This window comes from Arthrobacter sp. 4R501 (assembly GCF_002929755.1).
Classification (GTDB): domain Bacteria; phylum Actinomycetota; class Actinomycetes; order Actinomycetales; family Micrococcaceae; genus Arthrobacter.
The window spans coordinates 1-13,890 of sequence record NZ_PJIW01000009.1; the positions used below are offsets into that span (position 1 = coordinate 1).

The following is a 13,890-nucleotide window of genomic DNA, read 5'->3' on the forward strand; positions in this document are numbered from 1 at the left end:
TTGACCAGGTTCTTGAGCTGGACATACTCCGGACCCATCTGGACCTTCGCCTTGATCCACTCCGGCTTCCGCTCCACAGGTACTGCAGAGTTGCGCTGCTCAACACGCAGCAGCTTCCGGCCTTCTGGTGCCAGTGTCACAGGAGTGCTCCCTCAGGGCTTGAAACGAGTGCTTCTTCGTGCTTGCGAAATTCTTCCACGAACCGGTCCGCGATATCGCCCGGGGCGATGTTCCTGCCGGTTTCGATGGACATTGTGGTGACGCTGGCGTCGGTGATGCCACAGGCGATGATCTGGGCATAAGGCGCCAGATCATTGTTGCAGTTAATGGCGACGCCGTGCATTGTGACCCCGTCCAGGACCCGGATGCCGATTGCTGCAATCTTCCGGTCCGGGCCCTTGCTGTCAGCCGTGATCCACACGCCGGCGCGTCCCTTGATGCGCTCTGCGTTGATGCCATAGTCAGCCATGACCGCGATCATGACGGCTTCGAGCCGCTCAACGTAGTCTCGGATGCCTGACCGGTTCTTCAGCTTGAGGATCGGATACGCGATCAGCTGGCCGGGGCCATGCCAGGTCAGCTTTCCGCCGCGGTCCACCGCAACGACGGGCGTGCCGTCCAACGGGCGCTCGTGCTCTTCCGTGAGCTTGCCCGCTGTATAGACGGCCGCATGTTCAAGGATGAGGACAGTGCTGGGCGCTTCGGCTGTGACGACCTTGCTGTGGATCCCGCGCTGCAGATCCCAGCCGCGCGTGTAGTCAACGAAGTCCGGGGCGAGACCCACCTGTGAAAACTCAAGAGTCATGCCGTCAAGCTTAGACCCCGATCCGCGACGGGTCCGGATATAGTGTCGGACCTCTCATGCACTGACTCGTGCTTTGTCGGATCCAGTGGGCCTGTGGATAACTTCTGCAGGCATTCCCGGATTCCGCTAGACATGAGTCATGGATGATTTCAATGCCCCGGTGGTTCCCGGCTTCCTGGTGGGCCGCGTGTTGGGCCGCGGCGGAAGTTCAACCGTGTGGCTGGTTACGGAAGCAAGGTCCGGCCGCGAGTTTGCGCTGAAATGCCTCGGTGCAGAGCACAGCGGCTCGACCGGTCCCGGCGAAGGCAGGGAAACCGGGGCCGATGCCGAGGAGGCCATCCGCCGTGAAATCCGCATTCTTTCTGTCCTTGACCACCAGCACCTCATCAAAGCCCACGACGCCCTCCGTCTTCGCGAGCCGGCGGGATCAGCAGTGACGGCCGGAGGGACAATAGGGCTGCTGCTGGATTACGCGCCCGGCGGTTCCCTCGGAGAGCTGGTCGGAAGCAGGGCCGAGCTCACCATCGGGGAGACGGTCACCGTGCTCACCCCTATTGCCCAGGTACTTGGCTACCTGCACGGCAAGGGGTTCACCCACGGTGACGTATCGCCCGGGAACGTCCTCTTTACAGGCCATGGCAAGCCAATGCTGTCCGACGTCGGGATCGCCAGAATGGTGGGTGATGTTTCGGCAGTGCCGGACCATGGCACCCCGGGGTTCATGGATCCGGCACCGGTGGACGCCGTGAGGGCGGGGCTGCAGCCGGAACGCGACGTTTACTCCGTGGCGGCGCTGGGGTGGTACTGCCTTACGGGCCAGCCGCCGCGCCGTACCGCCGACCGTCCGCCTCTCTCCCTTCTGCTCCCTGACGTTCCAGCCGAGCTGGCCGCGGCCCTGGAGGCTGGCCTTCATGAGGACCGTCGGCTCCGGCCCACGGCTGTTGAGCTGGCGACGGCGGTCTACCGCAGTGCCCCACCGTTGCCGGTGGACCTCGCCTCCTCCGTCCACGCCACGGTTATCCCGCAGCTCCTGACGCGGCGCCCCGTCCCGGAACATCCCGGCGGCGCGCTCCGGAATGGTCTCCGGGCCTGGCGGCGCCGGATCTCGACGTCGCGTTGGTCCGGGCTGGTGGGGGTGCGGCAGGTCCTTCCGTTCCCGGCCGGGGACGAAAGGGAGACGCCAGTGGTTGGCGCCCTAATGCTCGACGAACGAATGCTCCGCGATCCAGAGGCGAAGGCACTTGGGGCCGGCCGCGTCGCCGCAATGGTCCAGGCCGTCGACGGGGAAAAGCCGGCGCCGCGCGGCCGGCATGCCGTGGAACCTGGCCCGAAGGATCACGAACAAAACCCCGGGGCGAAGCGTCGCACGGTGGCGGCTCAAAAAGTGGTGGATCCCGGCCCGAACGATGAAGAACAGATCCCCGGGGCGAAGCGTCGGACGGTGGCGTCGCAGACGGTGGTGGGCCCCGGACCAAACCGGCGCGGCGGGCGTGTGGGGATGGCCGGACGCAATCGGGGCACGGTGCTGCTGGCGGTGGGAGCCGGTGCCGTCGTGGCGGGAGCCATCTGCGCCGCTGGAGCCTTTGGGCCGGAGGGGCCGTGGGCGGTGCCCGCCGGACCAGGGGCGGTCGCTGCCAGCGCCGGCGACAGGTCCGGCGCACGGGCAGAAGCGGAGGGCGCCGAGACCGGCGAGGTGGTCACCGGCGAGCTGGACACCTTGCTCGCCGCCGCAGGAGTCCCGGCCGACGCCGCGGCCCAGCTGGACTCGGCGGACCCGCTCGAAGCAGTCAGGGGATTGGCCGCCGTGAGGTCCCTGGCCTTCAGCTCCGGCCGGCTGGAGCTGCTGGATCTGGTTAATGCCCCGGGATCGGCGGCCTCTGCCGCGGATGCAGGCCTTAAGGCCGAGCTCCAGGAGTCAGGCCACGTCCTGGCCGGATTCACGAGTTCCGTAGCGGATCTGCAGGTCCAGCCCGGCAGTCCATCCGGCCAGGTTGTTGTCAGTGTCACGTCAGCCACGTCGCCCTATGAGGAAAGGAATGCTTCCGGAACGATCGTGGCGACCGGCGCCCCTGCAGCAGCCCGGAACCTCCGGCTGGTGCTGGTCTCCGTTGACGGCTGCTGGCGGATCACGGACGTCCTGCCCGGGACCTGACTGGTTGCCTCAGCACGTTGCCTCAGCCTGTCGACTCAGGCTCAGTGCTTGCCGGCCACCCAGGCAGCGGCCTGGGCCAGTGACGGGTGCTGCCACTGGAAGCCGGCTGCTTCCAGTGCCGCCGGTTCCATCCGCTGGCTGGGAAGGATGAGTTCATCGGCCAGCTGACCCAGGACCAGGCGCAGGGCCGGCGAAGGTACCCGGAAAAATGCCGGCCGGTGAAGCGCGGATGCCAAGGCACCGACCAACGCGTTGACGTCAGCGCTTTCGGGGGCGCAGACGTTGACCGGTCCGTGGAGCCCGGAGTCAGCGAGGAACATAAATGCTGCGGCGACGTCCGGAAGAGTGATCCACGGCCAGTACTGCCTGCCGTGGCCGAGTGGACCGCCCACCCCGAGGCGAAGCAGCGGCAGCAGCCGGCCCAGCGCGCCACCTGCGGGGCTGAGCACAACACCGGTGCGCGGTGTGACCACGCGGACGCCGGCCGGCGCCCGATGGGCGGCGGCCTCCCACTCGACGCAGATACGTGACAGAACACCCGAGCCCGGCGACGCATTCTCCCGGAGCTGGGCGGACCCCGAATCGCCGTAGTACCCGGACGCCGACTGGCTGATAAACGTCCGCGGCGGTTCGTCAAGCGTGGCCATGGCCGCGGTCAGGGTGCCGGTGGCTGCCAAACGCGAAGTCATCAGCTCGTCGACCCGGCGTCTGGTCCAGGGTCTGTCCCCGATCCCGGCACCGGAGAGGTTGACCACTGCGTCCGCGCCGGCCAGCGCCGCCGGATCCAGGCGGCGCGCTGCGGGGTCCCAGCGGATTTCGGCCGCGGACGTGGGCTCGCGTCGGACGAGCGTGGTCACGTCATGGCCGGCCTCTCGCAGCGTTGCGGACAAATGGGTCCCGATCAGCCCTGAGGCCCCGGCAATGACGATGTGCATGATCCATCTCACCACGGCCCGCACGCCGTCGGTACCTCCCCGGACCGTACCGGGAGTTGACTATGATCGAACGATGACTTCTTCGAGCTACTTCCGGTTTCCGCATGTCCACGGCGATCTGGTCACGTTTGTGGCAGAGGACGACGTGTGGATCGCGCCGCTCAGCGGCGGCCGCGCCTGGCGGGTTTCGTCACTGCAGCTGCCCGCCCGCAATCCGCGGTTTACGCCTGACGGCAAACGGCTGGTCTGGACTGTCATCCAGGGAACCGCCCCGGAAGTGGTCTCGGCGGAGGTGGACGGCGGTGGCTACCGGCAACTGACGTATTTCGGCCACGCCACAACCCGGGTCAAAGGCTTCACCGCAGCCGGCGACGCAGTAGTGACCAGCGCGTTCCGCCAGGCTGAAAGCCGGCACACCTACGCTTACAGCGTCCCGGTCGACGGCGGGTCTGCTGAGGAGCTCCCCTTCGGACCCGTCGAATCCGTGGCCTTTGGTCCGGAAGTGGGGGACGATCGGCCGGTTGTCCTGGCCAGCGTGCTCTCCCGTGAACCGGCCTGGTGGAAGCGGTACCGCGGCGGCACCGCCGGCAAGCTCTGGATTGACGCCGACGGAAACGGGGAGTTCGAGCGCCTGGTTCCCCACCTCGACGGAAACCTCGCAGATCCGATGTGGGTGGACGGGCGCATCGCGTTCCTGTCAGACCACGAGGGTTACGGAAACCTTTACTCGGTGCTGCCCGGCGGCGGCGATCTTCGTCGGCACACCGACCACCAGGACTTCTACGTCCGGCACGCGTCCACCGACGGTGGGCGGGTCATCTTCGAATCTGCCGGTGAGCTCTGGATCCTGCACGATCTGTCCTCTGCCGCGGTACGGCTGGACATCTCGCTGGGTTCCGCGTCGCAATCGCGTCGCCCGGGCCTGCTGAAAACCTCCAAACACCTGGGCACGGTGGTGCCGGATGACAGTGGCTCCGCGAGCGCAGTGGAGGCCCATGGGACCCTTCACTGGCTCCGTCACCAGGACGGCCCCTCCCGTATCGTCGAGGCCACCCAGGGTGTCCGGGCACGGCTCCCCAGGCCGCTCGACGGCGGCCGCCTCGCTTACGTCGCCGACCACGACGGCGTGGAGGCGATCTACATCAAGGAGATTGCCGCGCAGGTTCCCGACACCGTGGTCCCTGCCGTCACGGCAGCCCCGGCTGCCGTACCCGCTGCAGCTGCTCGGGACCAATTGGAAGCGCCACTGCCGCGCCCGGTTCCCGCGGCGGCATCGTCCGCACCGGTGACTGCCGACGTCGTTGTTTCGGTGCCTGATGACTCCCGGGCCGAGGACTCCCCGGCTGACGCCGCCCACGGCCCGTCGGAAGCCGACGTCGACGCAGGACGGGCCGGCCTGCCGACCCGCATCGCCTTCCCGAAGCCGTCACGCGCCAGCGCCCTGGAAGCTAGCCCCGATGGCCGGTGGCTTGCGGTGGGTACCTCCTTCGGGGACGTCTATGTGGCGGACACAGCCACCGGCGAGCTTTCCCTCGTCACCAGCATCGGCGAGGGCAGCATCGCGGAACTCGCGTGGTCGCCTGACTCCCAGTGGCTTGCCTGGTCCGAACCTGTCACCTCGTTCGGCTCCCGGAGCCGGCTCCGGCTGGCCAATGCCGCGGACCTGGCGGGCGGCATCGTCGAGGTCACTGACGGCCGTTTCTGCGACGGGTCCCCAAGCTTCACGCCGGACGGTAAGTTCCTGGCCTTCCTGTCCAACCGCAGCTTTGATCCGGTGTACGACGGGCATTCGTTCGACCTGTCCTTCCCCAGCCCCATCAAGCCGTACCTGGTGGCACTGGCCGCCACGACGCCGTCGCCGTTTGGCCCCGCCGTTGACCTGTCCCCTGCCGCACTCACGGACAGCGCGGATACCACGGACGCAGACGCCGCGGCAGGCGCTGCACCAGTAAGTGCTGTTCGCGTGGATCCGGCCGGGCTGGCCCACCGCGTCATCGGCGTTCCGGTGCCGCAGGGCAACTACACGTCACTCACGTCAACGGAGGGTGCACTGCTATGGCTGGACTGGGCTCTGGCAGGCGTCACCGGCGACGGCAAAGCCAGCCAGGAAGACAAGGACGCCCGCCCCAGCCTGGTCCGGTTCGACCTTGCCCGCCGTAAGTCCGCCACGCTGGTGGAAGCCCTGGACAGCTACCGGCTCTCCGGCGATCGCAAGAAAGTAGTGCTGGTCAACGACAAGCAGGTCAGCGTGGTTCCTTCTGCTGCCAAAGCCGATGAGGAATCCGGCCAGCTGGTCAAGGTGGACCTGGGGCGCATCCGCGTGATGATGGACCCCCTCAGCGTCTGGGGCCAGGCGTTCGACGAAGCCTGGCGCCTGCAGCGCGATTTCTTCTGGGCCGAAGACATGGCAGGACAGGACTGGGAGTCGATCCACAAGCGGTACCGTCCGATCGTTGACCGGTTGGGGTCCCACGACGACCTGGTGGACCTGCTCTGGGAGCTCCACGGCGAGCTGGGCACCTCGCACGCCTACGTTCGGCCCGCAGCCGTCACGGAAAACGGCAGCAACGGCCAGGGTCGGCTTGGCGCAGACTTCGCGTTCACACCGACGGGCTGGGAGATCACCCGCATCCTGGCCGGCGAGTCCTCGGACCCGCTGGCCACCTCGCCGCTGACCCGGCCGGGCGCTGCGGCCATGGCCGGGGACGTAGTACTGGCCATCGACGGTGTGCCGCTGTCCGCCACGGTGAGCCCCGCGATGCAGCTGGTGGGCGCCGCCGGACGGGCTGTGGAGCTGACATTACGCAACGGAGCCGGGCATGGAGTGGAGGCAGGGGAGCAGCGGCGGATTGCTGTGATCCCGGTGAAGGACGAGGAGCGCCTGCGCTACCAGGAGTGGGTGGCCGCGAACCGCGGGATTGTCCGGGAGGCTTCCGGCGGGCGCTACGGGTACCTGCATATCCCGGACATGATGGCCAACGGCTGGGCGCAACTGCACCGCGACCTGGACACCGAAACTGCCCTGGACGGACTCATCGTGGATGTCCGCCGGAACCGTGGCGGACACACGTCCCAGCTGGTGGCGGAGCTGATTGGCCGAAAGGTCACCGGCTGGAGCATGCCCCGCGGCGAACGTCCGCGGACCTACCCGCACCACGCCCCGCGGGGTCCGGTGATCATCCTCGCCGATGAATTTGCCGGGTCCGACGGCGACATCATCACCCAGGTCTCCAAACTTCGGGGGATCGGCCCGGTGATCGGCACGCGCACCTGGGGCGGCGTAGTGGGGATCGATAACAGGTTCTCCCTGGCCGACGGTACGGGGGTGACCCAGCCGCGGTACGCCACCTGGTTCGGCGGCGGCGTGGGCTGGTCCGTGGAAAACTATGGAGTGGACCCCGACATCGAAGTGCTCTACCCGCCGCACGCCTACGCCGCCGGTCGGGATCCGCAGCTGGAATACGGCATCGGTGCGCTCAAGGAAATGATCCAGGAGCTGCCCACCGACAAGCCCCCGGTCCGCGAAGGCTACCGCCGCCTGAAGCCCGCACCGCTGCCGGCCCGCCGGTACGGCGAATAAGGCCTGCCCGGCGCCAATAGAAACAAAGAAGGCCCTGCCCCGCCCGGATAGTCCGGGCGGGGCAGGGCCTGCTCTGTCTCAGGAGCCTTCAGCGTTCATAGCGAACGCGGTAGAGGCCTGGCTGGATCAGGACTGCAGGGTAGCGTCCAGGGTGATGTCGATGCTGGCCAGCGCGCCGGAAACCGGGCAGCCAACCTTGGCTTCGCTGGCGATCTTCTGGAATTCCTCTTCGGAGATGCCGGGAATCTTTGCGGACACCGTCAGGTGGCTGCCGGTGATGCCGGTGCCGGGAACGAAGGTCACGTCGGCCTTGGTGTTGACTTCTTCCGGAGCATGTCCGGCCTGGGCGAGCATATTGCTGAACGCCATCGAGAAGCAGCTCGCGTGCGCTGCGGCGATGAGTTCTTCCGGGCTGGTCTTGCCCTCGGCCGCTTCGGTGCGTGCCTTCCAGGTAACCTCAAATGTGCCCAGGCCGGAGCTGTCCAGCGTGGTCTGACCCGACCCCGTGATCAGGTCGCCGTTCCATACTGTGTGCGCGGTGCGTGTTGCTGCCATGTCCACTCCTCAAAGTCGGTTCGAACCGGGACCGGCCGTTGCCTGGCCCCGCCGGTTCCAATCCTAGGGATTGAGCGGCGGCCGTGCACAGGGTGTCCGCTCTCAGTGGATTGTGACTGGACAACCCAGCCGCGTGGCGGCCGCGTGGCGCTCACCGCTAGGCCGTCAAAACAGCGACGGCGCCGCACCCCACAGAGGGGAGCGGCGCCGTCGTGAGCGGTTCAGCGGGCGTTCAGTTCCACATCGTGGCGATGGCCACGTTAAGCAGTGCAAGTCCGCCAACTCCGTGGGCCAGGCCCTTGCTGATGTCCTCGCCCTTTTTGTATTTGCGGCGGCCGATGAAAGCCAGCACGCCGACGGCCAAGGCGATCGCGAACTTGATGCCCAGCTTGAAGTAATTCGCGTCCATGTCCAGGGACGGGATCAGGCCCATCAGCACGATGCCGGTGATGAGCTGAAGAGCTGCGCCGTCGAACTGCCGGGGGTGGACCGTGGGGGTTTTCATGTTCCCGATCCAGATTCCGACGATCATGGCGGCGCCGACGATGTGCAGGAAGACCACGATGTTGTACACGATAATCATGCGACCAGTCTACGCAGGGGTTCTACATCATGTAGTAAGGCCGGCCGCAGAGTTTCTGTGTCGGCGGATTCAGCGCTGCGCCTTAAACCGCGACGGCGGCGCACGCCTTCCGGTGGTTTCCCATCGGCGCGTGCACCGCCGTCGTTCGGTTCTGGCCTGGGGCTAGAGTCCCAGGTCGGCCTCGAAGGCGCCTTCTTCAAGGCGGGCCTTCAGGGTCTGGAGGAAGCGGCCTGCATCCGCGCCGTCCACCAGGCGGTGGTCGTACGTGAGGGACAGGTACATCATGGAGCGGATGGCGATCGAGTCGTCACCGTTCTCATCGGCCACCACCACGGGGCGCTTGACGATCGCGCCGGTGCCCAGGATGCCGACCTGAGGCTGGTTGATGATCGGGGTGTCGAACAGGGCGCCGACCGAACCGATGTTGGTGATGCTGAACGTTCCGCCGGACAGTTCGTCCGGGCCGATCTTGCCGTCGCGGGTGCGCCCGGCAACGTCCGCGATTTTGGCGGCCAGTCCGGCCAGGTTCAGGTTGCCGGCATCGGTGACGACCGGAACCAGGAGGCCCTTGTCCGTGTCCACTGCGATCGCCAGGTGCTCGGCGTTGTGGTACGTGATTTCCTGCTTGTCCTCGTCGTACGCAGCGTTGAGCTTGGGGTGCTGCTTGAGGGCCTCGGCCACGGCCTTGGCAATGAACGGCAGGAAGGTGAGCTTGACGCCGTTCTGGGCCAGGAACGAGTTCTTGGCCTTCAGGCGGAGCTTGGCCACCTTGGTCATGTCCACTTCATGCACCTGCGTGAGCTGCGTGGAGATTTCGAGGGATTCGCGCATACGGCGAGCGATGACCTGCCGGATGCGGGGAGCCTTCTGCGTGGTGCCGCGCAGGGAGGAAGCAGCCGGACCGGCCAGAGCGGCGGACGGCTTGGACGGTGCAGCTGCGGGGGGAGCGGCCTTGGCTTCTGCCGCGGCGAGGACGTCCTGCTTGCGGATGCGCCCACCGACGCCGGTCCCGGACAGCGATGCGACGTCCACGCCGTGCTGGTTGGCCAGCTTCCGGACCAGGGGAGTCACATAGCCGGAGTCGCCGCCGGCAGCAGGCTCGGCCGCGGGTGCCGGGACTGTAACGGGAGCGGGGGCAGCTGCCGCAGCAGGTGCCGCCGGCGCAGCCTCTGCCTTGGGTGCTGCGGGGGCCGGTGCGGCAGGCGCGGCGGCGGGTGCCGGCGCTGCTGCTGGTGCCGGTGCGGAGGCTGCGGGGGCTGCCGCGCCGGAGCCGATGACAGCGAGGACGGCGCCAACTTCGGCGGTTTCGTCTTCGTTGACACGGATTTCCTGCAGCGTTCCCGCGACGGGGGACGGGATTTCGGTGTCAACCTTGTCCGTGGATACCTCGAGCAGCGGTTCGTCCACTGCAACGGAGTCGCCCACGGCCTTCAGCCAGCGGGTGACGGTTCCTTCGGTGACGCTTTCGCCCAGTGCCGGGAGGGTGACGTCGTGGCTTTCGCCGTCCGAAGCTGCGGGTGCAGCCGCTGCGGGAGCTTCTGCAGCCGGTGCTTCTTCGGCCGGTGCCTCTGCAGCCGGTGCGGCGGGGGCTTCCTCGGCCGGTGCTGCTGCTTCGGGGGCTGCGCCGCCGCCGGAGCCGTCGCCGATACGGACCAGGGGAGCGCCTACTTCAGCGGTCTCGTCTTCGGCTACGAGGATTTCCTCGATGATGCCGGCAATCGGAGAGGGGATTTCGGTGTCTACTTTGTCGGTGGAAACCTCGAGCAGCGGTTCGTCCACCTCTACCCGGTCACCTACCTGCTTGAGCCAGCGGGTGACGGTTCCTTCGGTGACGCTCTCACCGAGGGCGGGCAAGTTAACGGATTCAGACATGTCGTCCCCGTTCTCCTTATTGATCTTTTGTGCGGATGATGGCTGGCTTGTTCGAGCTTAGTGCACCCGGCGGGTCGCGCCGGGTGCACCAAGCCCAGTTGTCTTGCTGTGCTGCTGGCTGTTATTAGCCGTGAAGCGGGCGACCGGCCAGGGCCATTGCGGCCTCGCCGAGTGCCTCGTTCTGCGTCGGGTGCGCGTGGATGAGTCCGGCAACATCTTCCGGGTAGGCTTCCCAGTTGACGATCAGCTGGGCTTCGCCGATCTGCTCGCCGACGCGGGTGCCGATCATGTGGACGCCAACAACCGGGCCGTCTTTTTCGCGGACGAACTTGATGATGCCGCCCGTGCCCAGAATGGCGCTCTTGCCGTTTCCGGCCAGGTTGTATTCCGTGCTTTCAACCTTGTCTTCGCCGAACTTCTCCTTGGCGGCCTTCTCGGAGTATCCCACCGAGGCAATCTCGGGATCGCAGTAGGTGACCTTGGGGACGTTGATGTCGTCGACAACCACGGGCTTCAGGCCGGCGATTTCTTCGGCGACGAAGATGCCCTGCTGGAATCCGCGGTGTGCCAGCTGCACGCCGGGAACGATGTCGCCGACGGCGTAGACGTTGCCGACGCCGGTGTGGAGGCGTTCGTTGGTGATGACAAAGCCACGGTCAACAGTGACGCCCGCTTCTTCGAACCCCAGGCCCGCCGTGGACGGTCCGCGTCCGACAGCCACGAGCAGAAGGTCCGCTTCGAAGGTCTTGCCGTCCACGAGGGTTACCTTGACGCCGTCGTTGTCCTGCTCGACGCCCTGGAAGAAGGTGCCGGTGTTGAACTTGATGCCGCGCTTCTTGAAGGTGCGCTCCAGGACCTTGATGATCGATGCGTCCTCGTTGGGCACCAGGGACGGCAGGCCCTCAACGATGGTGACGTCCGCGCCGAAGGACTTCCATACTGAAGCGAATTCAACGCCGATGACGCCGCCGCCCAGGACGATGACGCTCTTGGGCACGTAGTCCATCTTCAGGGCTTCGTCAGAGGTGATCACGCGGCCGCCGATTTCCAGGCCCGGAAGGGAGCGCGAGTAGGAGCCGGTGGCGAGGACGATGTTCTTGCCCTTGTAGGCCGTGCCGTTCACGGTGATGGTGTCCGGGGCCGTGAGCTTGCCTTCGCCCTCAATGACGGTGATGCCCTTGCCCTTGATCAGACCCTGCAGGCCCTTGAACTTACCGGCAATAATGCCGTCCTTGTAGGCGTTCACGGCTGTCATGTCGATGGACTGGAGCTCCACGTTCACGCCGTACTTGGCGCCGTCGCGGGCGTGGTCGGCAACTTCTGCGGAGTGCAGCAGGGCCTTGGTGGGGATACAGCCGTTGTGCAGGCAGGTGCCGCCCAGTTTGGCCTTCTCAACCAGACCAACGGTCAAGCCAAGCTGTACGGCACGCAGGGCCGTGGCGTATCCGCCGCTGCCGCCACCTAGTACCAGGATGTCGAATTCTTGCGCAGTTGCCTGATCGGCCACTTAGACGCTCCCTCGCGTGAACGATGACGCGACCGTGCGCATCATCTGGTCTTGGAACTTGTACTGCCGTGATTATGCCAGCAGGCAGGTTCTCGTGCATTTGTGACTACCGGGGTTCACCTTAGCGAACCCCTCATCCATGCTCCACCTTGGCGCCGCCTTTGTGGGGCGCTTGTGTCGAGTGTCACGCGGCCATGTGGCCAAGGGATCACGGCCGGTTCTGCGGTCCCAGGTCAACGGCCGCGTGACAACTCAACAGCACAGGCCAGGGTTCCCCTGGGGTCAGACGGCAGCCGCCAGGATGTCCTCCACGTAGGCAACCAGTGTGCGGACCGTGCAGCCCGTGCCCTGCTTGTGGGTGTAGCCGTAAGAGCTTCCGTTGTTGAAGGAGGGGCCGGCGATGTCGATGTGCGCCCAGGGGATCTGCTCCCCGTCTTTGGCCTTGCCCACAAACTCGCGCAGGAAAACAGCCGCGGTCATCATGCCGCCGTGGCGCTCACCGATATTGGCGAGGTCGGCCACCTGGGAGTCGATGCTCGGGCGCAGTTCCTCCGGCAGCGGCATGGGCCACACCAGTTCGCCCGCACGGTCGGCGGCGGCCTTGAGCGGTCCGGTGACACTGTCAGAGCCCATCACGCCGGCGGTCCTGTTGCCGAGGGCGATGAGCTGCGCACCGGTGAGGGTGGCGACGTCGATGATGGCGTCAGGGTATTCGAGGCTCGCCGCGACGATGCCGTCTGCCATGACCAGGCGGCCCTCGGCATCGGTGTTCAGCACCTCAACGGTCTTGCCGCCGAACATGGTAAGGACATCCGCCGGCCGTGAGGCCGCACCGGAGGGCATGTTTTCCGCGATGCAGAGCCATGCGGTCGCCTTCACCGGCAGGCCAAGTCCCGCGATGGCCAGCACAGTATTAAGGACGACGGCGGCGCCCGCCATATCGCTCTTCATGTCACCCATGCCAAGGGCCGGTTTGATCGAAATTCCGCCGGTGTCGAACGTGATGCCCTTGCCCACCAAGGCGATTTTTGCGGTGGCCTTTGCAGGGGCGTATTCGACCTTCACCAGGCGGGGCTGGCGCGTGGACCCCTTGCCCACGCCCATGATGCCGCCGAAGCCTTCCTTTTCCAGGCGCTTTTCGTCCCAGACCGTGACCTTAACAGGCAGGCCCTTGGACAGTTCCTTGGCGGCCTCGGCGAAGGATTCGGGGTAGAGGTGGCTGGGCGGCTGGTTGACCAGGGACCGCGTGGCGTTGACGGCTTTGCCGATCAGGCCTGCCCGCGTCAGCGCAGAGCGGAGCGCATCATTGGCGGTAACGTCCGTGTAGATCACTGCGTTGCGGACCGGATCCTTCAGCCCGTCGTTGGACGACCGGTACTCGGTGAACGAATAGGCTCCCAGGGCGGCACCTTCGGCGACCGCCGCGACGTCGGCGACTCCCGCCGTCGGGAGCGCGAGGACAACGGTGGGCAGGCCGCTGAGCTGGCGGACGGCGGAACCTGCGGCACGCCGCAGGGCCTCTTCGGTCAGCGGGCGGCCAGCGGCAACCTTGCCGACGCCGGCGAGGACCAGGACCCCGGAACCGGTTTCCGGCAGGCCGGGCAGCCGGACGACCTGGTCAGCGGCGCCGGTGACGCCCAGGACCTTCAGGGAGTCTGTGAGCGCTTCAGCCGATTTTGCGGTCAGCGGATTCTCAAGCAGGACGGGGCCGTCCGATCCCTGTCCCACGCCGATGACAACGGCGTCACTGGGGGTCCTCTTCAGGTCCTTAGCGAGGGTACTAAGGTTGATTTCAGTATTCTTGACCACGGGGTAAGTCCTCAATTCTCGAAAAGGCTGTTCGCGCTGGTATGGATGTCAGGCGCCCGGCCATGGAAATCCGGCGGCCGTCCGATCGGGAC

Annotated in this window: 9 protein-coding genes and 1 pseudogene; 2 read left to right on the forward strand and 8 right to left on the reverse strand. The window is 66.5% G+C overall.

Translation table 11 applies throughout. The features are described from left to right. Both CXR02_RS22895 and lipB read right to left on the reverse strand, forming a co-directional pair. A pseudogene (locus CXR02_RS22895) lies at positions 1-140 on the reverse strand (lipoyl synthase); the annotation flags it as partial. Beyond that, positions 137-805: a lipoyl(octanoyl) transferase LipB gene (gene lipB, locus CXR02_RS10395; RefSeq protein WP_104061937.1), complete on the reverse strand. Its 669-nt coding sequence runs from the start codon at positions 803-805 to the stop codon at positions 137-139. The pseudogene CXR02_RS22895 and the gene lipB, both read right to left, overlap by 4 nt. A 139-nt stretch (positions 806-944) precedes the next feature. Here lipB and CXR02_RS22600 point away from each other — a divergent pair, with 139 nt between their 5' ends. Next, positions 945-2,957, forward strand: a complete 2,013-nt coding sequence (locus CXR02_RS22600) for a serine/threonine-protein kinase (RefSeq protein ID WP_104061938.1) — start codon at positions 945-947, stop codon at positions 2,955-2,957. A gap of 41 nt (positions 2,958-2,998) precedes the next feature. Here the strand turns inward: CXR02_RS22600 and CXR02_RS10405 are convergent, their stop codons facing one another. Then, positions 2,999-3,892, reverse strand: coding sequence for a TIGR01777 family oxidoreductase (locus tag CXR02_RS10405; protein WP_104061939.1), 894 nt, complete (start codon positions 3,890-3,892; stop codon positions 2,999-3,001). Positions 3,893-3,965: 73 nt separating this feature from the next. Here CXR02_RS10405 and CXR02_RS10410 point away from each other — a divergent pair, with 73 nt between their 5' ends. After that, positions 3,966-7,472 (forward strand): S41 family peptidase, encoded by a 3,507-nt coding sequence (locus CXR02_RS10410; protein ID WP_104061940.1) that lies wholly within the window; start codon positions 3,966-3,968, stop codon positions 7,470-7,472. Between the two features lie 126 nt (positions 7,473-7,598). Here CXR02_RS10410 and CXR02_RS10415 read toward each other — a convergent pair whose 3' ends face one another. The 5 genes from CXR02_RS10415 to CXR02_RS10435 all read right to left on the reverse strand — a co-directional run bounded on the left by CXR02_RS10415 (position 7,599) and on the right by CXR02_RS10435 (position 13,798). Then, positions 7,599-8,027, reverse strand: a complete 429-nt coding sequence (locus CXR02_RS10415; RefSeq protein WP_104061941.1) for an OsmC family protein — start codon at positions 8,025-8,027, stop codon at positions 7,599-7,601. A 232-nt stretch (positions 8,028-8,259) separates the two neighbouring features. Further along, positions 8,260-8,610 carry a hypothetical protein gene (locus tag CXR02_RS10420; RefSeq protein ID WP_104061942.1) on the reverse strand — a complete coding sequence of 117 codons (351 nt, stop codon included), beginning with the start codon at positions 8,608-8,610 and terminating at the stop codon, positions 8,260-8,262. 162 nt (positions 8,611-8,772) lie between these two features. Then, on the reverse strand, positions 8,773-10,482 hold the full coding sequence (gene sucB / locus CXR02_RS10425; protein ID WP_104061943.1) for a 2-oxoglutarate dehydrogenase, E2 component, dihydrolipoamide succinyltransferase: 1,710 nt from the start codon (positions 10,480-10,482) through the stop codon (positions 8,773-8,775). Positions 10,483-10,606: 124 nt separating this feature from the next. After that, positions 10,607-11,989 (reverse strand): dihydrolipoyl dehydrogenase, encoded by a 1,383-nt coding sequence (gene lpdA, locus CXR02_RS10430; protein WP_104061944.1) that lies wholly within the window; start codon positions 11,987-11,989, stop codon positions 10,607-10,609. A 282-nt stretch (positions 11,990-12,271) separates the two neighbouring features. Beyond that, on the reverse strand, positions 12,272-13,798 hold the full coding sequence (locus CXR02_RS10435) for a leucyl aminopeptidase (RefSeq protein ID WP_104061945.1): 1,527 nt from the start codon (positions 13,796-13,798) through the stop codon (positions 12,272-12,274). Positions 13,799-13,890 lie beyond the last annotated feature (92 nt).